This window comes from Blastococcus sp. SYSU D00820 (assembly GCF_054050695.1).
Genome location: NZ_JBJGZW010000001.1, coordinates 756,310 through 779,286, shown reverse-complemented (window position 1 = coordinate 779,286; position 22,977 = coordinate 756,310). Strand labels below are relative to the sequence as shown.

The window sequence follows — 22,977 nt, the reverse complement described above, 5'->3', positions numbered from 1 at the left end:
CCACCGCTGCCGGGCGCCGGTGGGTCAGGGTCGGCCCCGCTCACGACGGCGGGCCCGGGGAGCAGCCTCCCCGGGCCCGCCGGTGTGGTTCTCGCTCAGTCCGAGGACGTCACGGGGTCGTGGGGACCTCGATGTCGCCGTCGATGATCTGCTGCCGGAAGTCGGCGAGCTGGTCCTGGATGTCGTCGATGTAGCCACCGGAGACGGCCAGGCCGACACCCTCGGTCGAGAGGTCGTTGCGGATGTCGCCGCCACCCTCGACGTCACCGTCGGCGTAGGACTCGATGAAGTCCTGCACCGCCAGGTCGACGCGCTTGAGCATCGAGGTCATGATCACGGCCTGCTGGTCGGGCGAGGCGCTCAGCCACTGGTCGGAGTCCACGCCGATGGCCCGCGCGCCGGCCTCGACGGCCGCCTCGAACACGCCCTCGCCGGAGCCGCCGGCGGCGTGGAAGACGATGTCGGCACCGGCCTGGTACATGCCCTGCGCGGCCAGCTTGCCGGCCTGCGGGTCACCGAAGCCGGAGGAGTCGCCCGCGGGCGACAGGTAGTCGACGTCGACCTGGATCTGCGGGTTGACCGCCTCGGCACCGGCGACGTACCCGGCCTCGAACTTCTCGATCAGCGGGCTCTCCTGACCGCCGACGAAGCCGATGTGGCCGGTCTCGGTCTTGAGTGCGGCCGCGGCGCCGGCGAGGAAGCTGCCCTGCTCCTCGGCGAAGACCAGGCCGGTCAGGTTGTCGACGCCGAGCTCCTCGACGGAGGTGTCGACGATGGCGAAGGTGGTGTCCGGGTACTCCTCGGCGACGTCGGCGATGATCTCGCCGTAGGCGAAGCCGACCGCGATCACCGGGTTGTAGTCGCCCTCCGCCAGCTGCACCAGCAGCTCGCGGCGGTTGGAGGCGTCCTCGTTGGGCGAGAGCTCCTGGAAGGTGCCGCCGAGCGCCTCGGTGGCGTTCTCGACGCCGAGGATGGCCGAGTCGTTGAAGGACTTGTCCCCGCGGCCACCGGTGTCGAACGCGACGCCGACCTTGAGCTCCCCGCTGGGCGCGGCGCCGCCGTCGCTGCTGCCGCCGCCACCGCCGTTGTCCTCGTCGCTGGCGCAGGCCGCCAGGGCCAGGCTGCCGGCCATCAGCAGCGCCGCGGCCTTCGTCATCCGCGCAGGGCGCAAGACGCTCTCCTCTCTGGGGGGACCGGCTCCGCGGTGCGGAGCGGTCCCGGTTGTTCAGAACGGTCCCGGACTCCCCGCCGGCCGCACGGCACGGCGGGGAGCAGGGCCTCGGCCACGCTAACCGCGGTCGCCCGCCGGTCCGCCTGCTGGACGGGAGACCGAGACGGGATCGTTGCGAACGACCCACCGCCGTCCGGCCCCCACCACACGGCGGACCGGGACCGTTACCGTCGGCAGCCGTGCGGGGAGCGGGCGACGCGCGGCGCGGGGCAGCGGCCACGCTGCTCGCCGTCCTGCTGCTGCTGGTGGGCGCGGGCCCGGCGCTGGCCGAGGCGCCCCGGCCCACGGTCGACCCGGGTGCCCCGACGCCCACCGCGCCGCACCCCGGCGGCCCGCCGCAGGGCTCGGCACCGGACGGCTCCACGGTCGGCGGCGAGGGGCTGGACACCCGCGGGACGGTCGCCGCCGAGGGCACGCCCCCGCTCCCGGACGGCGTGGTCGCGCCCGGCTGGCTGGTGGCCGACGCGCTGAGCGGCGACGTGCTGGCCGCCCGCGATCCGCACGGCCGCTACTACCCGGCCAGCACGCTCAAGACGCTGACGCTGCTCACCCTCGCCCACCGGCTCGACCCCGGTCTCGTGGTCGAGGGCACCGTCGAGGACGAGCAGGTCGAGGGCAGCCGGGTCGGCCTGGTGGCCGGCGGCCGCTACCCGGTTCCGCTGCTGTTCCTCGCCCTCGTGCTGCAGTCGGGCAACGACGCGGCCAACGCGCTGGCCCGTGCCGCGGGCGGCACGGAGGCCACCCTGGCGGCGATGAACGCCACGGCGGTGGAGATCGGCGCGTTCGACACCGTCGCCGGGACGCCGTCCGGGCTCGACGTCGCCGGCCAGTCGTCCTCGCCCTACGACCTGGCGCTGGTCTTCCGCCGGCTGGTCGCCGATCCGCTCACCGCCGCGGTGCTGACCACGCCGACCGCGCAGATGCCCCCGGTCGAGGGCCGCTCGCCGGGCTACCAGATCCAGAACCAGGACCCGCTGCTCACCAGCTACCCGGGCAACCTGGGCGGCAAGACCGGGTTCACCGACGCCGCCCGGCACACCTTCGTCACCGCGGCCGAGCGCGACGGCCGGCGGCTGGTGGTGAGCGTCATGGGCACCGAGAACGTGCCGCTGCGCGCCGCCGACCAGGCCGCGCTGCTGCTGGACTGGGGCTTCTCCGTGCCCGCCGGCACCGAGGGCGTGGGCGTGCTCGTCGACTCCGGCGCCGAGGCGACCGCCACGGCGCCGTCCCCCACCGCACCGGCCACCCCCACGGAGAGCGCCGCGCCGCGGCCGGTCTCCGCCGGCAGCGCCGCTCCGGCGTCCGGGGACGGCGACCCGCCGGCGCTCCTCGGCATCGGGCTGGCCGTCGCCGCGGCGGCGGTCGTCGCGGCCACCGTCGTGGGCCGGCGCCGGGCGGTGCACCGGACGCCGGCCGAGGGGGACCGGCCGGTCAGGCGTCCACCGGCTCGGGCGCCGGGCGCTGCACCGCACCGCCCACCGGAGGAGCCTCCGGCAGCCGGCGGAGGGTCGCCGTCCACGCCGCGGTGAAGAAGGCCAACCGGAACACGAGGTTGATCCACACCAGGATGCCCACCGAGCCGCCGAACGCCGAGGCCGTCACGTTGCCGGAGATCAGCGACAGGTAGAGGCTGCCCAGCAGCTTCATGACCTCGAAGCCGACCGCTCCGAACAGCGCCCCCGGCAGCAGGTCGCGGATGCGGTGCGACGTCGAGGGCACCACCCGCAGCAGCCACAGGAAGACCACGACGTCGCTGGCCAGCGCCAGGACCGTGCCGAGCAGCCAGGTGAGCAGGAACAGACCGGGGACGTCCTCGAGGCCCAGTGCCTCGAGCAGCCACGTCGTCGCCCCGGTCGTGACGCCGGTCAGGCCCAGGCTGAGCAGGCCGACCGCCCCGAGGACGACCAGGGCGATCAGGTCCTGCACGTTGTCCCGGAGGACGTCGGGCTCGTCGACCCGCCCCTTCCAGATCGTCTCCATCCCGATGCGCAGCTTGTCCATGGCGCGCAGCCCCGCGTAGAGGAACCCGGCCAGGCCGACGACGCCGACCACGCCCGCCGCGCCGACCGCGCCGCGCAGCTCGCTGACGATCTGCCGGCCCGTGGAGCCGGGGAACGCCTCGCGGATGGCGGTGTAGAGCTCGCGCTGCAGGAGGGCGTCCCCCGCCAGCACCAGGCCGATGACCGCCGCGGCGAGGAACAGCACCGGGAAGAGACCGAGGAAGGCGAAGTAGGTGACCCCGGCGGCCAGCAGGTCGCCCTGGCTGCGCTGGTAGCGGCCGCCGGCGCGGGCCAGGTGGTCGAACCACGGCGCGCGGGCGCGCGACCGGTCGACGGCGGCCATGACGCCGCCGGCGACCCGGCGCAGCCAGGCCAGCCGGTCGGGTCCGGGAGCGCTCACCCGCCCGAGTCTGGGGCGCGCCCGCCCCCCTGGCGAGCCGACCGGCCGGCGGCCCGGACCGCAGACGTCCCCGGTGCCGGTCGACACGCTGTGCCGGGACGTGCCCCGCCGCCGCCCACGCGATCAGGTCGTCGACACCGCCGGTCCGTTGCGCCGGTCGCCGGTCCGCTGCTTTACTATCATCCTAGTAAAGCAGGAAGGGCCTCCCGTGTTCGTCTTCCGGCTCGACACCCACTCCGGCGTGCCGCCGTACCTGCAGCTCGTCCAGCAGGTCCGCCAGGCGGTGCTGCTGGGCTTCCTCCGACCCGGCGACCGCCTCCCGCTCATCCGCGAGGTGGTCGAGGACCTCGCGATCAACCCGAACACCGTCGCCAAGGCCTACCGGCAGATGGAGCAGGAGGACCTCGTCACCGGCCGGCCCGGCCAGGGCACGTTCGTCAACGACCAGCAGTCGGCCGCGATACCGCCATCGACGTACACGTCGCTGCACCGCGGCCTGGCGGCCTGGCTGCACCGCGCCTACGCCGCCGGCCTCGACGAGCAGGCGGTCAACGCCCTCTTCGCCGCCGTCCACCAGCAGACCCGGAACGAGGACGTCGCGTGACAGGGACCGAGTTCGCGCTGCACACCGACGGTCTGGGCAAGCGGTACCGGAAGGGCTGGGCGCTGCGCGACTGCACCCTGGCCCTGCCGGCCGGCGGCGTGATCGCCCTGGTGGGGCCGAACGGCGCGGGCAAGACCACGCTGCTGCGCATGGTCGTCGGGTTGCTGGCACCGAGCACCGGCACCGTGGAGGTCCTCGGCCACGACGTCACCGCCAGCACCCCGCACACCCTGTCCCGGATCGGGTTCCTGGCCCAGGACCACCCGCTCTACAAGCGCTTCACCGTCGCCGAGATGCTCCGCTTCGGCCGGGCCTGCAACCTGAGGTTCGACCAGGGGCTGGCCGAGCGCCGGCTGGCGAAGCTGGGGATCCCGCTCGACCGCAGGACCGGTGCCCTCTCCGGCGGGCAGCAGGCCCAGGTCGCCCTGGCCCTGGCCCTGGCGAAGCGACCGGACCTGCTCGTCCTCGACGAGCCGGTGGCCAGCCTCGACCCGCTGGCCCGGCACGAGTTCCTCCAGGTCCTCATGGGCGCGGTCGCCGAAGGCGGGGTGACCGTCCTGTTCTCCTCCCACCTCGTGCACGAGCTCGAGCGCGTCTCCGACCACCTGATCGTGCTCGACCGCGGCCGGGTCACCCTCACCGGCGACATCGACACCCTCCTCGCCGAGCACCGGCTGCTCGTCGGCCCGCGGACGGCCACCGACCTCGACCGGGCCGGCGCCGTCGTGGAGGCCGTCCACAGCGACCGGCACACGACCCTCCTGGTCCGCGACGGCGCGATCCCCACCGCGCCCGGCTGGCAGGCCCATCCGGTCGCGCTGGAGGACCTGGTGCTGGCGTACCTGCGCCGCCCGTCCAGGCCGAGCGCCGCGGGTGCGCCGGAGGTCGCGGCATGACGTGGTTGATCTGGCGCCAGCACCGCACCGAGGTGGGCGTCCTGGGCCTGCTCGTCGGCACGTTCGGCATCGCCCTGCTCGTGCTCGGGACGCAGGCCCACGACCTGTTCCCCGGCGGTCCCGCCCGGTGTGCCGGAGCAGCCGGTCTCGACGAGGGCTGCGCGGCCGCCTTCCGCCGGCTCGACGAGGAGTACGGGTACGTCGAGAACCTCCTGGCGTTCTTCTCCCTGGTCCCCGTCGTCATCGGCGCGTTCCTCGGTGCGCCCCTGCTGGCGCGCGAACTGGAGGGCGGCACCTGGCAGCTCGCGTGGACGCAGGCCGTGCCGCGGATGCGCTGGCTGGCCGCCAAGCTCGCGGCACTGGCCGGCGTCACCGTCGCGCTCACCGCGCTGTTCACCGCGGTGCTCACCTGGTTCCGCCAGCCGTTCGACGCGTGGGAGGGGCGGTTCCAGTACGACGCCTTCGACGTGGAAGGACTCGTCCCGGTGGCGTACGCGCTGTTCGCGTTCGCCGTCGCCACCGCCGCGGGCACGATCCTGCGACGCAGCCTGCCCGCGTTCGGCGTCGCCTTCGGGGCGTTCCTCGTCGCCCGGATGTCGGTGGCGCTGCTGGCCCGTCCCGCGTACGCCACCCCGCTCACCGCCATGGCGGCGGTCCCCGTCGACGACGCGAGGGGCCAGGCGGGGCACCGGTCCGCGCCCGGCTCCGCCGACTGGGTGATCGAACACGGCTACGCAGACGCCACCGGGCACAGGCTGAGCGGGGCCGAGTACGACGAACTGGAGGGCGCCGCCGACCTGGCCGGCACCGACCTCGACCAGTTCCTCCACGCCCGGGGCATCCAGCAGTTCGAGATCTACCACCCGGCCGACCGGTTCTGGACCTTCCAGCTCATCGAGGCGGCCCTGTTCGTCGCCGTCGCAGCGGTCCTGATCGGTGTGGTGGTGTGGCGGGTACGGCGCCGTCTGATCTAGCGCCCTGACCACGGCCGGTGGTGGTCGAGGCGCTAGCGGGGCGGTCCGGTGAGCCGGTACTCCCGCGCCACGACCCACGCCCCGCTGGGCGACTGCTCGAACTCGGTGAAGTGCTCGACCCGGAACTCCACGGACAGGTCGGACAGCGCCTGGTAGGCCAGCTCCAGCATGTCCGGGGCGACGTCGTGCGCCACCGTCACGTGCGGGTGGTACGGATAGGCCAGCGACCGGGCCAGCGGGCCGCAGCGGACGTCGTTGGCGAGCAGCTCGCAGGAGCCGATGCCGCGGGCGACGGCGACGAAGACGACCTCCGAGACCGGCGAGAACGTGCCGGTGCCCGACAGGTGCATGTCGAACGGCGGGTGCGCCCGGGCCACGTTGGACAGGTGCTCGGTGACCGCCGCGCGGTCGGCCACGGGCACCTCGGTGGGCGGCAGCAGCGTCACGTGCGGCGGCACCAGCGTGGCCTGGGGGTCGCCGCACTTGGCCCGCCAGTCGACCAGCAGCTGGGCCCAGGGCTCCGGGATGGCCACGACGACACCCAGGACGGCGGTCTCGGCCGCCGCCCGGCTGCGCGGCACGAACGTGTCGTCGTTCATGCGCCCGCTGCCGCGCCGGCCGGCGCCCCGGGGAGGAAGCCGACCCGGTCGTAGACGGCGGCCACGGTCTCGGCGGCGACCTCACGGGCGCGGGCCGCGCCGGCGGCCAGCACCCGCTCCAGCTCGGCCCGGTCGTCGAGCAGCTCCTGCGTGCGCTCGCGGACCGGGGTCACGAACTCGACGACGACCTCGGCGAGCTCCTTCTTCAGGTCGCCGTAGCCGGAGCCGGCGAACCGCTCCTCGAGCTGCGGCACCGGGGTGCCCGACAGCGCGCTGTGGATGGTCAGCAGGTTGGTGATGCCCGGCTTGCCGACCGGGTCGGCCACGATCTCGCGCCCGGTGTCGGTGACCGCCGAGCGGATCTTCTTGGCCGTGACCTTCGGCTCGTCCAGCAGGAACACGCAGCCGGCCGGCGGCAGGCTCTTGCTCATCTTCTTGTCCGGCGACTGGAGGTCCATGACGCGGGCGCCCCCCTCGGGGATGAAGCCCGCCGGCACGGTGAACGTCTGCCCGAAGCGGCTGTTGAAGCGGGTGGCGAGGTCGCGGGTGAGCTCGAGGTGCTGGCGCTGGTCGTCGCCCACCGGCACCTGGTCGGCCTGGTAGACGAGGATGTCGGCGGCCATGAGCACCGGGTAGGTGAACAGCCCGACGGTGGTGCCCGCCGTCCCCTCCCGCTGGCTCTTGTCCTTGAACTGGGTCATCCGGCTGGCCTCGCCGAAGCCGGTGAGGCACTCCAGCACCCAGGACAGCTGCAGGTGCTCGGGCACGTGGCTCTGCACGAACAGGCTGCTGCGCGCCGGGTCCACGCCCAGGGCCAGCAGCTGCGCGGCCGAGACCAGGGTGTTGCGGCGGAGCTCGGCGGGGTCCTGGGCGACGGTGATCGCGTGCAGGTCGACCACGCAGTAGAAGGCCTCGGTCGACTCCTGGAGCTGCACCCACTGCCGCAGGGCGCCCAGGTGGTTGCCGAGGTGGAAGGAGCCCGCAGTCGGCTGGATGCCGGAGAGGACACGGGGAAGAGGCACGTCGGCCATCAAACCAGCCCGCTGCCGGTCGGGGACCAGCCCGCCCCGTCCCCCGGCGTCCGCCGAGGCAGGGCCCGGCGTGCCGCGGGGACGCGCGTGTCGCCCGGCCTCAGGACGGGACGCCGACCTCGTCGAGCGCGGCGAGGAAGACGTCGTCCTCCTCGGGGCTGCCCACGGTGACCCGGATGCCGGCGTCGGCGAACGGCCGGACGATCACCGCGCGCGCCTCCAGGGCCGCCGCGAGCTGCAGGGTCTGCTCGCCGACCGCGAGCCAGACGAAGTTCGCCTGGCTGTCGGAGACCGTCCAGCCGCGCCCGCGGAGGGCGGCGGTCAGCCGGTCGCGCTCGGCGACCACCGCGGCGACCCGGCGGTGCACCTCGTCCATGCTCGCCAGCGCGGCGACCGCCGCGGCCTGGGCCGGGATGGAGACGCTGAACGGCACGTGCGTCTTGCGCAGTGCCTCGGCGACCGCGGGATCCTCGGCGATCACGTAGCCCACGCGCAGCCCGGCCAGCGAGTACGCCTTGGAGAAGGTGCGCAGCACCGCGACGTTGGGCCGCCCGCGCATCAGCTCCAGGCCGTCGGGCACGTCGGGGTCGGTGACGAACTCGCGGTAGGCCTCGTCGAGGACGACCAGCGTCGACTCCGGCACCGCGTCGAGGAAGCGCTCCAGCTCGGCCCGCCGCACCGCCGTCCCCGTGGGGTTGTTGGGGTTGCAGACCCACACCAGGCGGGTGGTGTCGTCGACCGCGGCGGCGAGGGCGTCCAGGTCGTGGGTGTCGGCCGGGCCGCCGGGCCGGCCGGGCACCAGCGGGACGGCGATGCTGCGCGCGCCGACGACCTGCGCCATGAGCGGGTACATCTCGAACGACCGCCAGGCGAAGGCCATGCTCGTGCCCGGGTCGTTGAACGACTGCGCCAGCTGCTGGCACAGGGAGACCCCGCCACAGCCGGCCACCACCTGCGCGGGGTCGACGCCGTAGTGGGCCGCGAGCGCCTCGGTGAGCACCAGCGCCCCGTTGTCCGGGTAGCGGTTGGTCTCCCCCAGCGACCGCTGCACGGCCTCGACGACGGCGGGCAGCGGCGGGAAGGAGACCTCGTTGCTGGCCAGCTTGATCGCCGACGGGACACCGATCTCGCGGGCGAGGTCGGCGGGGTTGCGGCCCGGCTTGTAGGCGGGCAGGGCCTGCACCGCGGGGCGTGCGCTGACCACGACGTCCGTCCTCCTGGTTCGGGGCCCCGCACCTCGCAGGAGATCCGGGGGGCCCGGACCTAGGGTGGGCCCATGCGCGTACTCGTCGCCGGTGGTGCCGGCTACATCGGCAGCGTAGTCACGGCCGCCCTGCTCGAGGCCGGCCACGAGGTCACCGTGCTCGACGACCTGTCGACCGGCCACGCCGACGCCGTGCCGGAGGGCGCCCGGCTGGTCCAGGCGCGGCTGCAGGAGTCGGCCCCCGTGCTGGCCGAGGTGCGCCCCGAGGCGGTGCTGCACTTCGCGGCCAAGAGCCTGGTCGGCGAGTCGCAGGTCAAGCCGGAGCTGTACTGGGAGCACAACGTCGGTGGCTCGCTGGCGCTGCTGGAGGCGATGCGCGCGGTGGACTGCCGCCGGATCGTCTTCTCCTCGACGGCGGCCACCTACGGGGAGCCGGAGCAGGTGCCGATCCGGGAGGACGCCCCGACCCGGCCGACCAACACCTACGGCGCCACCAAGCTCGCCGTCGACGCGATGCTGACCTCCTACGCCACCGCCTACGACTTCGCCGCGGTGAGCCTGCGCTACTTCAACGTGGCCGGCGCCGCCTACGGCCGCGGCGAGCGGCACACCACCGAGACCCACCTCATCCCGATCGCGCTGCAGGTCGCCGCGGGCACGCGGGAGTCGATCACCGTCTACGGCGAGGACTACCCGACCCCCGACGGCACCTGCATCCGCGACTACATCCACGTACAGGACCTCTCCGACGCCCACCTGCTCGCGCTGAGCGCGCCGCAGCCGGGCGAGCACCGCATCTACAACCTGGGCAACGGCACCGGCTTCTCGGTGCAGCAGGTGGTGGACGCCGTCCGCGAGGTCACCGGGCACCCGATCCCGGTCGAGATCGGCACCCGGCGGGCCGGCGACCCGGCGCAGCTGGTGGCCGCGAGCGACCGGATCCGCGCCGATCTGGGCTGGTCGCCGCGGCACACCGACCTGGCGGGGATCGTCCGCGACGCGTGGGAGTTGACGGACCCCTCTGCCCCCCACCACTCGCAAGCTCGCGGCGGGCCCCTGCAGAGCGGCCGTTAGCCGGCGGCGTCCTCCGCCGGGCGCGGGACGGCCGGCTCCCGGGTGACCGAGAGCCGGGCGATCCGCCGTCCGTCGAGCTCCAGCACGGTCAGCCGCCGGCCGTGCACCTCGACGCAGTCGCCGAGCTCGGGCAGCCGGCCGAGCTCGGCCAGGACGAACCCGGCGACGGTCTCGTAGGGCCCGTCGGGCAGCTCCAGGCCGGTGACCTCGGCGAAGTCGTCGAGGTTGAGCAGCCCGTCCACCTCCTGCGGACCGCCGGGCACCTCCGCGGGCTCGGGGGCGACCTCCTCGTCGTACTCGTCGTAGATCTCCCCGATGACCTCCTCGATGAGGTCCTCGAGGGTGACGATGCCGTCGGTGCCGCCGTACTCGTCGACGACGATCGCCAGGTGCTGGTTCTCCCGGCGCATCTCCGACAGGGCGGTCAGCACGCCTGCCGTGCCCGGCAGCCGCTTGACCTCGCGGGCCAGGTCGCCGACGGTCGCCGCGCGGCCGGCCGGGTGGTTGGGCAGGAGGAGGTCGCGGACGTGCACGAAGCCCAGGACGTCGTCGTGGTCCCGGCCGACCACGGGATAGCGCGAGTGGCTGGAGTCGGCGACCTGCCGGGCGGCGCGGCTGGCGGTCATCGACGCGTCGAGGAAGTCGACCTCGGTGCGCGGCGTCATGACCTCGCGGACCTCGCGGTCGCCGGCGCGGAACACCTCACCGATCAGCTGGCGCTCGTCGGAGCTCAGTGACTCGTGCGCGGCCACGAGGTCGCGCAGCTCCTCCTGGCTGATCTGCTCGCCGCCGGCCTTGGGGTCACCCCCGAGGAGGCGCACCAGCAGGTTGGTCGAGCGGGAGAGCAGCCAGATGACCGGCCGGAAGATCGTGGCGATGCCGTTGAGCGGGGCGGCCACCAGCAGGGAGAAGCCCTCGGCCCGCTGCAGCGCCAGCCGCTTGGGGGTCAGCTCGCCCACCACGAGGGACAGGTAGCTGATCGCGACGGTGACCAGCACCAGCGCGAGCGTGCCGGCGAGGCCCTCGCTCATCCCCCGGGCCACCAGGACCTCGGCCAGGGGCTCGGACAGGGTGCTGGCACCGAAGGCCGCGGAGAAGAAGCCGGCCAGCGTGACCCCGACCTGGACGGCGGCGAGGAAGCGGTTGGGGTCGCTGAGCAGCCGGGCGACGGCCCGGCCGCGCCGCCCGCGGCCCTCGGCCATGCCGCGGACCTGCGACTCGCGCAGCGAGACCAGGGCGATCTCGGCCCCGGCGAACGCCCCGCCGATCAGCACGAAGACGACGACCATGACGAGGTCGAGCCAGACGTCGCTCACCGGCGGCGTGCTCCTCGGGGTGCGGGGGTGACCATGTGCTGCTCCATGCTGCCCGGCCGTGCCGCCGGCGCCCACCGGGCGGCCGGCCGACGCTCCCTTGTTCCAGCAAACGTGACCTTCGCCACAAATCTCTGTATGTGACGGACCGGTCACGGTTAGTCTCTGCCGAAATCACAAACCGGTAACTAGCACCTTGTGAGGACCCCGTCGTGCACCACATGCCGGCCGGCCCGCCGCTGAGCACCCGCCTCGCCGCCGCCCTCGGGCGGTGGTCCCGCGGCATGCGACGCGCGCTGCGGCCGCGCGGCCCGCTCCTGCCCATGCTGGGTATCTCCGGCCTCGTCGCCGCGATCGCCCTGGCGCTCCCCCTGCTGTGGAGCGGCGCCGGCCGGTCCGGCGAGGTCACCCTCGACTCCTCCGCCACGGGGGCGTCCTCCTCGTCCGACGCGGCCGACGGCGGGGACGACGACCTCGACCGGGGCACGGTCGTCCTCGGCGCCGACGGCGCTCCGGTGCCGCCGGGCGGCACCCCGTCCGGGAGCGCGACCAGCGTTCCGCCGGCGGCCGCGCCGGCGCCCGGTGACCCGTCGTCCCCGTCGTCGGCCGCCGACACCCCCGAGGCCCCGGCGGAGACCGCGGGCGGCACGACGCCGCAGGCACCGGCCCCCGACACCACGACCACGACGCCCCCCGCGCCCAGCGCCCCGGGCCCGGCGTCGACCTCCGCACCGGCGCCGTCCGCCCCCGGCACCAGCGCTCCCGCGCCGGCTCCCGCTCCCGCCCCCGCGCCGGCCCCTGCCCCCGCGCCGACCAACGGCAGCGCCGAGCAGCAGGTGCTCGCGCTGGTCAACCAGGAGCGGGCGGCCGCCGGCTGCGCGCCGGTCGTGGCCGACGGCGGCCTGGCCGCCGTCGCCCGGGCGCACAGCGCCGACATGCGCGACCGGGACTTCTTCGACCACACCAACCCCGACGGGTTGGACCCGTTCGACCGGGCCGCCGCGGCCGGGCTCAGCGCCCGTGCCGAGAACATCGCCGCCGGCCAGCCCGACGCGGCCGCCGTCATGGACGCCTGGATGAACAGCTCCGGGCACCGGCAGAACATCCTCAACTGCGGCCTGACCCGGCTGGGCGTGGGCGTGGTCGAGGGGCCCGGCGGCCCCTGGTGGACCCAGCTGTTCGGCTGAGTCCGGTCGAGGCGGCCGCGCCGGCTCAGCGGGTGCGGTAGCGCGCGTAGAGCAGGCCGCCGGCGAAGCTGCGGTGCTCGACCAGCTCCAGGTCCAGGCGGACGCCGTCGGGGAAGAACCGCTTGCCGCCGCCGACCACGCTGGTGGTGTGGAAGAGGTGGTACTCGTCCACCAGGCCGGCGGCGATCGCGTGGGCGGCGAGGGTCGGGCCGTCGATGCTGAGGTCGGCGTCGGACCCGGCCTTGAGCCGGCGGACCGCCTCCGGGTCGAAGGTCCGCTCGATCCTGGTCCGCTCGCTCGACACCGCCTCCAGCGTCGTGGAGTAGACGACCTTCTCGGCGGCCTGCCAGTCACGGGCGTACTGCACGACGTGCGGCGGTGCGTCCGGCAGCGTGTGGGCGGTCTCCCAGAAGACCATCGTCTCGTACATGCGGCGGCCGTAGAGGTACGTGCCGAGGGAGCGGAAGACGTCGCCGATGAAGGTGTGCGCCTCCTCGTCCTCGGCGGCTCCCCAGCCGATGTCGCCCTCGGCCGCCTCGACGTAGCCGTCGAGCGAGCTGATCATCGAGTAGACGAGCTTGGCCATGGGTCTCCTCCGGGTGCGAGCCCGTCGGGCTCCTGGTCACGAGGGCTCCGACCCCCGAAGCACCCGGAACTCATCGCCCGGCCGGGACGGCAGCGGGCCCCCCGACCGGAGTCGGAGGGCCCGCTGTCCGGCCCCGTCCCGAGGGGGACGGGGTCCTGTCTCAGGCCATGGCCTTCTGCAGGTTGGTGTCGATGGCCGCCAGGAAGTCCTGGGTGTTCAGCCACGGCTGTTCCTTGGAGATGAGCAGCGCGAGGTCCTTGGTCATCTGGCCGCCCTCGACGGTGTCGATGCAGACCTTCTCCAGGGTCTCGGCGAAGCGGGTCACCTCGGGGGTGTTGTCCAGCTTGCCGCGGTGGGCCAGGCCCCGGGTCCAGGCGAAGATCGACGCGATCGGGTTGGTCGAGGTCTGCTCGCCGCGCTGGTGCTGCCGGTAGTGGCGGGTCACCGTGCCGTGCGCGGCCTCGGCCTCGACGGTGCGGCCGTCGGGGCTGAGCAGCACCGAGGTCATGAGGCCCAGCGAGCCGAAGCCCTGCGCCACGGTGTCGGACTGCACGTCGCCGTCGTAGTTCTTGCAGGCCCAGACGTAGCCGCCCTCCCACTTGAGGGAGGCGGCGACCATGTCGTCGATCAGCCGGTGCTCGTAGGTGATGCCGGCCTTCTCGAACTGGTCCTTGAACTCGGTCTCGAAGACCTCGGCGAAGAGGTCCTTGAAGCGGCCGTCGTAGGCCTTGAGGATCGTGTTCTTGGTCGAGAGGTAGACCGGGTAGCCGCGGTTGAGGCCGTAGTTCATCGAGGCCCGGGCGAAGTCGCGGATCGAGTCGTCGAGGTTGTACATCGCCAGGGCGACGCCGGCGCCGGGCGCCTGGAAGACCTCGTGCTCGATCGGCGCGGAGCCGTCGGCCGGGGTGAAGGTGACCGTGAGGGTGCCCTCGCCCGGGAAGCGGAAGTCGGTGGCGCGGTACTGGTCGCCGAAGGCGTGACGGCCGACGACGATCGGCTTGGTCCAGCCCGGCACCAGCCGCGGCACGTTCTGCATGATGATCGGCTCGCGGAAGATCACGCCGCCGAGGATGTTGCGGATCGTCCCGTTCGGGGACCGCCACATCTTCTTGAGGCCGAACTCCTCGACGCGGGCCTCGTCGGGGGTGATGGTGGCGCACTTGACGCCGACCCCGTGCTTCTTGATGGCGTTGGCCGAGTCGATCGTCACCTGGTCGTCGGTGGCGTCACGGTGCTCGATGCCGAGGTCGTAGTACTCGAGGTTGACGTCGAGGTACGGGAGGATCAGCTGGTCCTTGATGAACTGCCAGATGATCCGCGTCATCTCGTCGCCGTCGAGCTCGACGACGGTGCCCTCGACCTTGATCTTGCTCACGTGCGTTCTCCTTGTGCACTCGTGGCCCCGCTGCGGGGCTCCACCGCGGTCGTGCGAGCGGTGGGGGCAGTGGGGTCCTTCTTCAGAGGTCGGCTACGTCGGCCTGCTTGGCGCGCACGGCCTCGGCCGCCTCGCGCAGCCCGGCCAGCTCGCTCTCGGCCAGGTCGCTCTCCACGACCCGCCGCACCCCCTGGCGCCCGATCTCGGCCTCCACGCCGAGGTAGACGCCGGAGATGCCGTACTGCCCGTCCACCCAGGCGCAGACCGGCATGACGGCACCGGAGTCCTCCATGACCGCGCGCGCCATGCGGGCGGCGGCCGCGGACGGCGCGTAGTAGGCCGACCCGGTCTTGAGCAGGGCCACCACCTCGGCGCCGCCGTTGCGGGTGCGCTGCACCAGGTGCTCGATGCGGTCGGCGGCCAGCACGTCGGCCAGCGGCTTCCCGTCGACGGTGCAGCGCGAGGGCACCGGCACCATCGTGTCGCCGTGCGACCCCAGCGTGAGGGTCCGCACCGAGGCGACCGGGACGCCGAGCTCCTCGGCGACGAAGTTGCTGAATCGTGCGGTGTCGAGCATCCCGGCCTGCCCCATCACCCGCTCCCTGGGGAACTGGGTGGCGAGCTGGGCGAGCGCGGTCATCTCGTCGAGCGGGTTGGAGACCACGATGACGACCGCGTCCGGCGAGGTGCGCGCGATGTTCTCGGCGACCTGGCGGACGATGCCGGCGTTGGTCTCGATGAGGTCCATGCGGCTCATGCCGGGCTTCCGCGGCAGGCCCGCGGTGATCACCACGACGTCGGAACCCTCGGTGCCCTCGTAGGAGCCGCCGCCGACCCCGACGACCCTGGTCTCGAAGCCCTCGATGGGGCGCGACTGGTTCATGTCCAGCGCCAGGCCCTCGGGCTTGCCCTCGACGATGTCGGTGAGGACGACGGTCTCGAAGAGGTCGTACTCCGCGAGCCGGAGAGCGGTGGTGGAGCCGTAGAAACCGGCTCCGACGACGGTGACCTTCCCGCTGCGCGAGCGGCTGTCCCGGGGCTGCTCTGCCATGGCGGCCAACCTAGCCCTGCACGCGGTCAGCCGCCCGCGGGGGTGGTCGGGACCGTCGGTCCGGCCGGGATGGCCAGCGCCACCACGGCCAGCGTCAACCCCGCGCCGATGAGCAGGACGACGTCCACCGGACGGCTGCGGACGGCGAGGAAACCGACCCGCCGCACGGGCAGCAGCAGCCGCATCAGGCCTCCCCCGACCAGCGCCAGGCCGACGACGACCAGCCCGCGGCGCCAGTGCTCGAAGGTGACCATGACCAGCCCGACACCCACCGCGAGCAGCACCAGGAGCAGCGGCACCTGCCGCAGCAGGCCGGCCAGGAAGGGCCGGCGGGTGTAGAGCGGCGGCCGGGTCATCAGGACGAGAGCGCCTCGACGCCGGCCGCCCGCTCGGCGGCGAGGACCACGTTGGCCAGCAGCATCGCCCGGGTCATCGGCCCCACGCCGCCGGGGTTGGGCGCCACGTGCCCGGCCACCTCGACGACGTCCTTCGCGACGTCGCCGGCGATCTTGCCCTCCACGCGGCTGACGCCGACGTCGAGCACTGCCGCGCCGGGCTTGACCATCGCGGCGGTGACCAGCCCCGGGACGCCGGCGGCGGCGACCACCACGTCGGCCCCGCGCACGTGCGCGGCCAGGTCGCGGGTGCCGGTGTGGCACAGCGTCACGGTGGCGTTCTCGGAGCGGCGGGTGAGCAGCAGGCCCAGCGGCCGGCCGACGGTGATGCCACGGCCGACGACCACGACCTCCGCGCCGGCGATCGGGACGTCGTGACGGCGCAGCAGCTCCACGATGCCCACCGGCGTGCACGGCAGCGGCCCGTCGACGCCGAGCACCAGCCGGCCGAGGTTCACCGGGTGCAGCCCGTCGGCGTCCTTGGCCGGGTCCATGGCCTCCAGGACGGCGTACTCGTCGACCTGGCGCGGCAGCGGCAGCTGCACGATGTAGCCGGTGCAGGCCGGGTCGGCGTTGAGCTCCTCGACCACCTCGAGGACGTCGGCCAGCGTGGCGGTGGCGGGCAGCTCGCGCTGGATGCTCGCGATGCCCACCTGCGCGCAGTCGCCGTGCTTGGCGTTGACGTACCAGCGGCTGCCCGGGTCGTCGCCGACCAGCAGGGTGCCCAGCCCGGGCCGGTGCCCCGCCTCGGTCAGCGCCGCCACGCGGGCGGTCAGCTCGGTGCGGATGGCGGCTGCGGTCGCCTTGCCGTCGAGGATCGTCGCGGGCACGCCGGACAGTGTGCCCGAGACCGCTCCAGGGAGGTCCCCGCGGCCCTAGGCTGCGCGGGCAGCGGATGGCTCCCCCCGTCCGCGCGTCCCCGCGAGGAGAGCCGATGAGCGAGCGCGACCAGTCCCCCGCCGGTACCAGGCCCGACGGGACACCCGACCGGCCGGCCGACTGGCGCGAGCAGACCACCCCGGGCATCGATCCGGTGGGCGGCCAGCCGTCGTCCGGCGTGGGGGCCACGGCGGTGGGCGGGGCGGCCGGCGGCGGGGCGGTCGGGTCGGGCGCGCACGGCTACGCCGGATCGGGTGAGAACTACTACACGACCCCGCAGTACTCGACCGCGCCGGTGACCATCCGCCGTCCCGACGCCCTGGCCGGCGTCCTCCTGGTACTCGCGGGGCTGGCCGCGGCGGCCAGCCTCTTCCTCGACTGGGTGCGCGGCGCCGACTCCGACGGCCTGGACCTGGTGCGCCGCGGCTTCGACGAACTCGGCCAGGGCTTCGGCACGCTGGCCGACTCCGGCTTCTGGCAGCCGCTCGCGGTGGTGCTGGGCGGCGGGGTCCTGCTGGTGCTGGGCCTGCTGATGTTCGTCCGCGCCCGCACCCACCGCACGCTCGGCGTGCTCGCCCTGCTCGTCTCCGGGCTGGTCATCGCCGCCGTCCTGGTCGTGCTGAACAGCCTCGACTGGCAGGCGGCCGACATCGGCATCGGACTCTGGCTGGCCGTCGCGGTCGCGGTGCTGGGCTTCCTCGGGGCCCTCAAGGCGATGCTGACGGGGGTCAAGTACGCGGCGCGGTGACCGCTAGTCGACCAGCGCGCCGTACGCCCGGGCGACCGCCACCGACTGGGGCAGGTCCAGCCGCACCCCGGTGAGCTCCAGCCCCCGCCAGTGCACGGCCTCGGTGGTGGCCCGCCGCAGGTCCGCACCGCGCAGCTTGGCGCCCTGCAGGCGGGTGCGGCTCAGGTCGGCACCGGTGAGGTCGCACTCGCGCAGGTCGGCGTCGGTCAGGTCGGCCTCGCGGAACCGCAGTCCCGACAGGTCCGAGCCCGACAGGTCGACCCCGCGCAGCGAGGTGTAGCTGAGGTCGGTGTCGGTGACCGTCAGCGGCCGCAGCACCGCGCCGGGGAACTGCGAGCCGGTGAGCTTGCAGCCCTCCCACACCGCGTCACCGAGCCGGGCGCGGTCGAAGCGGCAGGAGAGGAACGCCGTCCCGAGGTGGCGGGAGCCGGGCAGCCGGACGCCGGTGAGCACGCACTCCTCGAACACGCACCGCCGCGTGACCACCTCGGTGAGGTCGGCGTCGTCGAAGCGGCAGCGGGTGAAGGTGACGCCGTCCAGCTCGGCGCCCCACCAGTCCACCCGGGCGAGGTCCTCGTCCTCGAGCACCTCGCCCGGCTCCGGTGGCCGCACGTGCGGTCGTGGCCCCGTGTAGGGACCCGACCCGAGCTTGCGAGGGTTGGGGGGCACGGGGTCCTTCCTCAGTGCGCGAAGTGCCGGGTCCCGGTGAGGTACAGCGGCACCCCGGCCGCCGCGGCCGCGGCGATGACCTCCTCGTCGCGCACCGAACCGCCGGGCTGCACGACCGCCCGCACCCCCGCGTCCAGCAGCACCTGCAGCCCGTCGGCGAACGGGAAGAACGCGTCGGAGGCCGCCACCGACCCGGCGGCCCGCTCCCCCGCCCGCGTGACCGCCAGCCGGGCGGCGTCCACCCGGTTGACCTGGCCCATGCCGACGCCGACGGTCGCCTTGTCGTGGGCGAGCAGGATCGCGTTGCTGCGCACCGCGCGGACGCTGCGCCAGGCGAACACCAGGTCGTCGAGGCCGGCGGCGTCCAGGGGCTCGCCGGTGGCCAGGGTCCAGGTGGTCGGGTCGTCGCCGGGGGCGTCGATCCGGTCCATGGTCTGCAGCAGCAGCCCGCCGCTGACCGGGCGCATCTCCGCGCGGCCGGCACCGGCCTCGGCCGGCAGCCGCAGCAGCCGGATGTTCTTCTTCGCGGTCAGCACCTGGAGCGCGTCGTCGGTGAACGACGGCGCGACGACAACCTCGGTGAAGACGTCGGCGACCTGCTCGGCCATGGCGAGGTCGACCTCGCGGTTGGCGGCGATGACGCCGCCGAACGCCGACACCGGGTCGCAGGCGTGCGCCTTGCGGTGCGCCGAGGCGATGTCGGGGCCGACGGCGATGCCGCAGGGGTTGGCGTGCTTGATGATCGCCACGCACGGGTCGCGGTGGTCGTAGGCGGCCCGCCGGGCGGCGTCGGTGTCGACGTAGTTGTTGTAGGACATCTGCTTGCCGTGCAGCTGCTCGGCCTGGGCCAGGCCCGGCAGGTCGCCGCCGCGGTAGAGCGCCGCGCCCTGGTGCGGGTTCTCGCCGTAGCGCAGCACGTCGGCGCGCTCCCAGCTCGCCGCCACCCAGGACGGGAAGGCGGTGTCGGGCTCCGGCGCCAGGACGCTGCCCATCCAGGAGGCCACCGCGATGTCGTAGCTCGCGGTGTGCCGGAACGCGGCGACGGCCAGCCGCTGGCGCTCGGCGAGGGTGAACCCGCCGGCGGAGACGGCGGCCAGGACGTCGCCGTACCGCGCCGGGTCGACGACGACGGCGACCGACGGATGGTTCTTCGCCGCGGCGCGCACCATGGCCGGGCCGCCGATGTCGATCTGCTCGACGCACTCGTCGGGCGTCGCACCGGAGGCGACGGTCTCGGTGAAGGGGTAGAGGTTCACCACGACCAGGTCGAACGCGGCGATGCCCAGCTCCTCGAGCTGGGCGACGTGCTCGGGCTTGCGGCGGTCGGCCAGGATGCCGCCGTGCACCGCCGGGTGCAGCGTCTTGACCCGGCCGTCGAAGCACTCGGGGAACCCGGTGACCTGCTCGACGGGCGTCACCGGGACCCCGGCCTCGGCGATCCGCCGGGCGGTGGCACCGGTGCTGACCAGCTCCACCCCGGCGTCGGCCAGCCCGCGGGCCAGCTCCTCGATGCCGGTCTTGTCGTAGACGCCCAGCAGTGCCCGGCGGACCGGGTTCCTCGGTTCGGTCATCGCGCGCTCTCCCTCTCGTCGCGGCCGGTGGCCAGCTGCGCCACCGTCTCCACCAGGAGCGTGCGCTCCACGGTCTTGATCCGTTCGTGCAGCCGCGCCTCGTCGTCCCCGGGCAGCACGGGCACCTCGCGCTGGGCGATCACCGGGCCGGTGTCCATGCCCGCGTCGACCAGGTGGACGGTGCTGCCGGTGACCTCGACGCCGGCGGCCAGGGCGTCGCGGACGGCGTGCGCGCCGGGGAAGGCCGGCAGCAGCGCGGGGTGGGTGTTGACCAGCCGGCCACCGAAGGCGGCCAGCACGGCCGGCCCGACCAGCTTCATGAACCCGGCGGACACCACGAGGTCGGGGCGGTGCTCGGCGATGGCGTCGGCCAGGGCGGCGTCCCACGCCGAGCGGTCGGCGTGGTCGCGCAGCCGGCAGACGAAGGTGGGCAGCCCGCGCCGGCGGGCGTGCTCGAGGCCCTCGGCGTCCCGGTCGGCGCCCACGGCGACCACCTCGGCCGGGTAGCCCGGCTCGTCGGCGGCCGCGAGCAGCGCGGCGCACAGCGAGCCGGTACCGGAGATGAGGACGACGACCCTCGCCCGCGGGGAGGGCACGGCCGAACCCGGAGGAGAGCCGACCGACACGGTGGCGATCCTAAGAGGACCCCGTCCCCCTCCCGCCTCGCGGGCTCGGCGCGAGCCTCTGGACGGGGCCATGGGAGGCGGGACCCCCTCCCCCTCCCGCCTCGCGGGCTCGGCGCGAGCCTCTGGACGGGGCCATGGGAGGCGGGACCCCCTCCCCCTCCCGCCTCGCGGGCTCGGGGAACCGGCCTCAGCCCCGCGCCCGCCACCGCGCGACGGCGGCGCCCACGGCCGCGGCGATCCCGGCCTGCGCCGCCACGGCCAGCGCGGTGGCCACCGGCGGGGCGCCGACCTCGGCCAGCGCACCGTCGCCCAGCGCCCCGCCGCCGGCCCAGGCCAGCAGTCCGGCACCGACGCCGAGCAGCACGCCGCTGAGCACGCCCCACAGGGCCGCCACCACCGAGCCGCCGTCCTCGTCGCCGAGCCGGCGCCCCAGCGCTCCCCCGGCGACGAGCCCGGCCAGCACCGGCACCGCCTGCGAGACGAACCCGACCAGCGGCACCGCCTGGGTGTCGGGGAGAGCGGCCAGCAGCGGCAGCGCGGGCAGCGGGCCGAGGGCCACGCCGTGCACGGAGACCAGGGTGCCGCTGCCGACGACGAACCCGGGACCGGCGGCCAGGCCGAGGACGGCGGCCGCGGCGTTGGGCAGCAGCAGGACCGACAGCGCCAGCATGCCGACCGCGCCGGCGCCGGAACCGCCGAGCCGGCCGGTGATCGCGGCGTACCCGGCCGCGTCCGAGGCGACCGCGATGGCCACGACCGCGGTGCAGCAGGCGACCGCCGTCAGCAGCCCGGCGAGCGCTCCACACAGCACCGGGCGCACCGGCGGGGGCAGCCGGTCCAGGAGGTCGTCGACCAGCCCGGCCTCCCGCAGCGCCCCCCAGCCGGCGGTGACCGCGGCGAGGACCGCCGCGGCGACGCCGGTGCGCAGCAGCCCCACGCCCGCGCCGTCGTCGTCGACCAGCAGCGCGACGCCGAGCGTGATCAGCAGGTGGACGCCGACGATCGTGCCGACCACGCCGGCCACCGCCGGGGCCCCGGCGACGTCGCGGTAGTGCACGACCCCGCGCCCGGCGCGGCTGAGCCCCCAGGCGAGGGCCAGGGTGAGCAGCAGCGGCGCGAGCACCAGCGGGCCGCTGGGCAGGTCGAGGGCACCGCCCTGCGCGAGCAGCCAGAGGCGGGCGCCCAGCGCCGCGGAGCCCGTCAGCGGCAGGCCCCCGTCGGGGTCGAGGGTCTGCACCACGACGACGGCCAGCCCCAGCCCGACGAGCCCGACGGCGGAGACGGCCGCGGCGGCGAGCGCCGCGAGCCACACCGGCCGTCCGGGCGGGCGGGTCCCGGTGTCGCGCTGTCCGGGCAGCGTGAGGCGGGCGAGCAGCGAGACCACGGCTCCACCATCCCAGCGCGGGCGCCCGGGACGACGGCGCACGCGCCGAACGGACCCGGTCGGTGCACGCGACGAGGGCCGGCGGCTGGATCAGCCGCCGGCCCTCGTCGTGCCGTGCGATGTGTCCCCGGACGGGGACGGCGGTCAGAAGCCGCCGGTGGGCGAGCCCGGGTTCGTGCCCTGGCCCGGGGTGCCCGGGTTCTGCTGACCCCAGCTCGGGGGCTGCTGACCCTGCGCCGGCGCGGCCGGCGGCGGGGGCGGCGGGGCGTACTGCGGCTGGGCCGGCTGCTGCGGCGCGTACTGCTGCGGCGCCTGCGGCTGCCCGTACTGCTGCTGCGGAGCCTGCGGCTGGCCGTACTGCGGCTGGCCGGTGGCACCGCCCTGGGCGGCGAAGTCGGGGGCCTGCTGGTTGGCCCACTGGGCGGCACCGGCGAAGGCACCCGGCACGGCGGGACGGTTCTTCAGCTCGGGCAGCAGGCGCAGCACCGCGAAGACGGTGACGGCCACGGTGACCAGGAGCGCGAGCAGCCCGACCAGGCTGAACTCCCACGAGAAGGTCTGGATCCAGGCGATCAGCGTGAGCAGCAGCGCCAGGCCGGTGAGGCCGACGGTGATCCACCCGCCCGGGAACCCGAGCTTCAGCGTGGTGAACGCCGGGACGAACGACCAGGCGGCCGCGAGCAGCAGCAGGATGAAGCTCAACGTCACCAGGGCACTGAAGGAGAACCCGTTGACGTTGTAGTCCTCGCCGCCGAAGTAGTACTCGTCGAAGTCGATCCACGGCAGGATCGCGAGGACCAGGTAGACGAGGGCACCGCCGGCGACGATGTAGTCGGCGACCTTGAGCTTCTTCAGGTCGAACCCGCCACCGGTGCCCGCCGGGCGCGCGTAGGGGTTCTGCCCGTAGGCAGGAGGCTGCTGGCCGTAGGCCGGCTGCGGCTGCGGCTGCGGCTGGCCGTAGGGCGGCGGAGTGGGCGAGCCGGGCGGCTGCTGGCCGTACGCCGGCTGCCCGTACCCCCCGGGCTGCTGTGGGGGCTGACTGGAAGTCATCGCTCGATTCTCCTCAGTAGTGACTCTCTATCGAGGCGCATGGTGTCCCCAGCATGCTGACCCATGCAACCGCGCCACGCGCGGACATCCCCACCCCGGGGGACATTCGTGACCGCCTCGCAATCCCCCG

General features: G+C 74.5%; 23 protein-coding genes. 7 read left to right on the top strand and 16 right to left on the bottom strand.

Annotation, left to right across the window (positions count from 1 at the left end; genetic code table 11):
* Positions 1 to 109: 109 nt before the first annotated feature.
* Positions 110 to 1,156: a BMP family lipoprotein gene (locus ACI79R_RS03825; protein ID WP_456572235.1), complete on the bottom strand. Its 1,047-nt coding sequence runs from the start codon at positions 1,154 to 1,156 to the stop codon at positions 110 to 112.
* A 254-nt stretch (positions 1,157 to 1,410) separates the two neighbouring features.
* Between ACI79R_RS03825 and ACI79R_RS03820 the strand changes: the two genes are divergently transcribed.
* The gene (locus ACI79R_RS03820; RefSeq protein WP_456572234.1) at positions 1,411 to 2,760 is read left to right on the top strand and encodes a D-alanyl-D-alanine carboxypeptidase family protein; all 1,350 of its coding nucleotides are present in this window, start codon (positions 1,411 to 1,413) and stop codon (positions 2,758 to 2,760) included.
* On the opposite strand, the gene ACI79R_RS03815 is transcribed toward ACI79R_RS03820, so the two are convergent.
* Positions 2,663 to 3,631, bottom strand: coding sequence for a YihY/virulence factor BrkB family protein (locus ACI79R_RS03815; protein ID WP_456572233.1), 969 nt, complete (start codon positions 3,629 to 3,631; stop codon positions 2,663 to 2,665). The genes ACI79R_RS03820 and ACI79R_RS03815 overlap by 98 nt on opposite strands.
* Positions 3,632 to 3,839: 208 nt before the next feature.
* On the opposite strand from ACI79R_RS03815, the gene ACI79R_RS03810 reads away from it, so the two are divergent.
* Genes ACI79R_RS03810 through ACI79R_RS03800 form a run of 3 tightly spaced genes read left to right on the top strand, consistent with a single transcriptional unit; the run spans position 3,840 to position 6,105 of the window.
* Positions 3,840 to 4,235, top strand: a complete 396-nt coding sequence (locus tag ACI79R_RS03810) for a GntR family transcriptional regulator (protein ID WP_456572232.1) — start codon at positions 3,840 to 3,842, stop codon at positions 4,233 to 4,235.
* Positions 4,232 to 5,131 carry an ABC transporter ATP-binding protein gene (locus ACI79R_RS03805; protein ID WP_456572231.1) on the top strand — a complete coding sequence of 300 codons (900 nt, stop codon included), beginning with the start codon at positions 4,232 to 4,234 and terminating at the stop codon, positions 5,129 to 5,131. Before ACI79R_RS03810 ends, ACI79R_RS03805 begins: the two co-directional genes overlap by 4 nt.
* On the top strand, positions 5,128 to 6,105 hold the full coding sequence (locus ACI79R_RS03800; RefSeq protein ID WP_456572230.1) for an ABC transporter permease subunit: 978 nt from the start codon (positions 5,128 to 5,130) through the stop codon (positions 6,103 to 6,105). The genes ACI79R_RS03805 and ACI79R_RS03800 overlap by 4 nt, the downstream gene beginning before the upstream one ends.
* A 32-nt stretch (positions 6,106 to 6,137) precedes the next feature.
* Here the strand turns inward: ACI79R_RS03800 and ACI79R_RS03795 are convergent, their stop codons facing one another.
* From ACI79R_RS03795 to hisC, 3 genes are all read right to left on the bottom strand, one after another.
* Entirely contained in the window at positions 6,138 to 6,704 is a 567-nt protein-coding gene (locus ACI79R_RS03795; RefSeq protein WP_456572229.1) for a 2'-5' RNA ligase family protein, read from the bottom strand.
* Positions 6,701 to 7,735, bottom strand: coding sequence for a tryptophan--tRNA ligase (trpS, locus tag ACI79R_RS03790; protein WP_456572228.1), 1,035 nt, complete (start codon positions 7,733 to 7,735; stop codon positions 6,701 to 6,703). The genes ACI79R_RS03795 and trpS overlap by 4 nt, the downstream gene beginning before the upstream one ends.
* A gap of 100 nt (positions 7,736 to 7,835) precedes the next feature.
* Positions 7,836 to 8,939 (bottom strand): histidinol-phosphate transaminase, encoded by a 1,104-nt coding sequence (gene hisC / locus ACI79R_RS03785; protein ID WP_456572227.1) that lies wholly within the window; start codon positions 8,937 to 8,939, stop codon positions 7,836 to 7,838.
* Between the two features lie 72 nt (positions 8,940 to 9,011).
* On the opposite strand from hisC, the gene galE reads away from it, so the two are divergent.
* Positions 9,012 to 10,013 (top strand): UDP-glucose 4-epimerase GalE, encoded by a 1,002-nt coding sequence (galE, locus tag ACI79R_RS03780; RefSeq protein WP_456572226.1) that lies wholly within the window; start codon positions 9,012 to 9,014, stop codon positions 10,011 to 10,013.
* On the opposite strand, the gene ACI79R_RS03775 is transcribed toward galE, so the two are convergent.
* The gene (locus ACI79R_RS03775; protein ID WP_456572225.1) at positions 10,010 to 11,329 is read right to left on the bottom strand and encodes a hemolysin family protein; all 1,320 of its coding nucleotides are present in this window, start codon (positions 11,327 to 11,329) and stop codon (positions 10,010 to 10,012) included. The two genes, galE and ACI79R_RS03775, sit on opposite strands and share 4 nt — an antisense overlap.
* Positions 11,330 to 11,547: 218 nt before the next feature.
* Between ACI79R_RS03775 and ACI79R_RS03770 the strand changes: the two genes are divergently transcribed.
* Positions 11,548 to 12,513: a CAP domain-containing protein gene (locus ACI79R_RS03770; protein WP_456572279.1), complete on the top strand. Its 966-nt coding sequence runs from the start codon at positions 11,548 to 11,550 to the stop codon at positions 12,511 to 12,513.
* A 25-nt stretch (positions 12,514 to 12,538) separates the two neighbouring features.
* On the opposite strand, the gene ACI79R_RS03765 is transcribed toward ACI79R_RS03770, so the two are convergent.
* The 5 genes from ACI79R_RS03765 to ACI79R_RS03745 all read right to left on the bottom strand — a co-directional run bounded on the left by ACI79R_RS03765 (position 12,539) and on the right by ACI79R_RS03745 (position 16,750).
* Positions 12,539 to 13,099 carry a dihydrofolate reductase family protein gene (locus tag ACI79R_RS03765; protein ID WP_456572224.1) on the bottom strand — a complete coding sequence of 187 codons (561 nt, stop codon included), beginning with the start codon at positions 13,097 to 13,099 and terminating at the stop codon, positions 12,539 to 12,541.
* A 160-nt stretch (positions 13,100 to 13,259) separates the two neighbouring features.
* Positions 13,260 to 14,474: an NADP-dependent isocitrate dehydrogenase gene (locus ACI79R_RS03760; protein WP_456572223.1), complete on the bottom strand. Its 1,215-nt coding sequence runs from the start codon at positions 14,472 to 14,474 to the stop codon at positions 13,260 to 13,262.
* An 82-nt stretch (positions 14,475 to 14,556) separates the two neighbouring features.
* On the bottom strand, positions 14,557 to 15,525 hold the full coding sequence (gene mdh, locus ACI79R_RS03755) for a malate dehydrogenase (RefSeq protein WP_456572222.1): 969 nt from the start codon (positions 15,523 to 15,525) through the stop codon (positions 14,557 to 14,559).
* A gap of 26 nt (positions 15,526 to 15,551) precedes the next feature.
* Positions 15,552 to 15,881, bottom strand: a complete 330-nt coding sequence (locus ACI79R_RS03750; protein ID WP_456572221.1) for a DUF3017 domain-containing protein — start codon at positions 15,879 to 15,881, stop codon at positions 15,552 to 15,554.
* Positions 15,881 to 16,750: a bifunctional methylenetetrahydrofolate dehydrogenase/methenyltetrahydrofolate cyclohydrolase gene (locus ACI79R_RS03745; protein WP_456572220.1), complete on the bottom strand. Its 870-nt coding sequence runs from the start codon at positions 16,748 to 16,750 to the stop codon at positions 15,881 to 15,883. The genes ACI79R_RS03750 and ACI79R_RS03745 overlap by 1 nt, the downstream gene beginning before the upstream one ends.
* 104 nt (positions 16,751 to 16,854) lie before the next feature.
* Between ACI79R_RS03745 and ACI79R_RS03740 the strand changes: the two genes are divergently transcribed.
* The gene (locus ACI79R_RS03740; RefSeq protein WP_456572219.1) at positions 16,855 to 17,547 is read left to right on the top strand and encodes a hypothetical protein; all 693 of its coding nucleotides are present in this window, start codon (positions 16,855 to 16,857) and stop codon (positions 17,545 to 17,547) included.
* 3 nt (positions 17,548 to 17,550) lie between these two features.
* Here ACI79R_RS03740 and ACI79R_RS03735 read toward each other — a convergent pair whose 3' ends face one another.
* The 5 genes from ACI79R_RS03735 to ACI79R_RS03715 form a co-directional block, all read right to left on the bottom strand.
* Positions 17,551 to 18,159: a pentapeptide repeat-containing protein gene (locus ACI79R_RS03735; protein WP_456572218.1), complete on the bottom strand. Its 609-nt coding sequence runs from the start codon at positions 18,157 to 18,159 to the stop codon at positions 17,551 to 17,553.
* 68 nt (positions 18,160 to 18,227) lie between these two features.
* The gene (gene purH / locus ACI79R_RS03730; RefSeq protein WP_456572217.1) at positions 18,228 to 19,787 is read right to left on the bottom strand and encodes a bifunctional phosphoribosylaminoimidazolecarboxamide formyltransferase/IMP cyclohydrolase; all 1,560 of its coding nucleotides are present in this window, start codon (positions 19,785 to 19,787) and stop codon (positions 18,228 to 18,230) included.
* Entirely contained in the window at positions 19,784 to 20,383 is a 600-nt protein-coding gene (gene purN, locus ACI79R_RS03725; RefSeq protein WP_456572216.1) for a phosphoribosylglycinamide formyltransferase, read from the bottom strand. The genes purH and purN overlap by 4 nt, the downstream gene beginning before the upstream one ends.
* 217 nt (positions 20,384 to 20,600) lie before the next feature.
* Positions 20,601 to 21,797: a cell division protein PerM gene (locus ACI79R_RS03720; protein ID WP_456572215.1), complete on the bottom strand. Its 1,197-nt coding sequence runs from the start codon at positions 21,795 to 21,797 to the stop codon at positions 20,601 to 20,603.
* A gap of 144 nt (positions 21,798 to 21,941) precedes the next feature.
* Positions 21,942 to 22,847 (bottom strand): hypothetical protein, encoded by a 906-nt coding sequence (locus tag ACI79R_RS03715; RefSeq protein ID WP_456572214.1) that lies wholly within the window; start codon positions 22,845 to 22,847, stop codon positions 21,942 to 21,944.
* Positions 22,848 to 22,977 lie beyond the last annotated feature (130 nt).

Excerpts from the sequence above, each read along its gene's own strand:
- galE (WP_456572226.1), top strand. The coding sequence starts at position 9,012 with ATGCGCGTACTCGTCGCCGGTGGTGCCGGCTACATCGGCAGCGTAGTC.
- ACI79R_RS03795 (WP_456572229.1), bottom strand. The coding sequence starts at position 6,704 with ATGAACGACGACACGTTCGTGCCGCGCAGCCGGGCGGCGGCCGAGACC.
- ACI79R_RS03765 (WP_456572224.1), bottom strand. The coding sequence starts at position 13,099 with ATGGCCAAGCTCGTCTACTCGATGATCAGCTCGCTCGACGGCTACGTC.
- ACI79R_RS03715 (WP_456572214.1), bottom strand. The coding sequence starts at position 22,847 with ATGACTTCCAGTCAGCCCCCACAGCAGCCCGGGGGGTACGGGCAGCCG.
- trpS (WP_456572228.1), bottom strand. The coding sequence starts at position 7,735 with ATGGCCGACGTGCCTCTTCCCCGTGTCCTCTCCGGCATCCAGCCGACT.
- ACI79R_RS03740 (WP_456572219.1), top strand. The coding sequence starts at position 16,855 with ATGAGCGAGCGCGACCAGTCCCCCGCCGGTACCAGGCCCGACGGGACA.
- purH (WP_456572217.1), bottom strand. The coding sequence starts at position 19,787 with ATGACCGAACCGAGGAACCCGGTCCGCCGGGCACTGCTGGGCGTCTAC.
- ACI79R_RS03750 (WP_456572221.1), bottom strand. The coding sequence starts at position 15,881 with ATGACCCGGCCGCCGCTCTACACCCGCCGGCCCTTCCTGGCCGGCCTG.
- ACI79R_RS03825 (WP_456572235.1), bottom strand. The coding sequence starts at position 1,156 with ATGACGAAGGCCGCGGCGCTGCTGATGGCCGGCAGCCTGGCCCTGGCG.
- mdh (WP_456572222.1), bottom strand. The coding sequence starts at position 15,525 with ATGGCAGAGCAGCCCCGGGACAGCCGCTCGCGCAGCGGGAAGGTCACC.
- ACI79R_RS03800 (WP_456572230.1), top strand. The coding sequence starts at position 5,128 with ATGACGTGGTTGATCTGGCGCCAGCACCGCACCGAGGTGGGCGTCCTG.
- ACI79R_RS03770 (WP_456572279.1), top strand. The coding sequence starts at position 11,548 with ATGCCGGCCGGCCCGCCGCTGAGCACCCGCCTCGCCGCCGCCCTCGGG.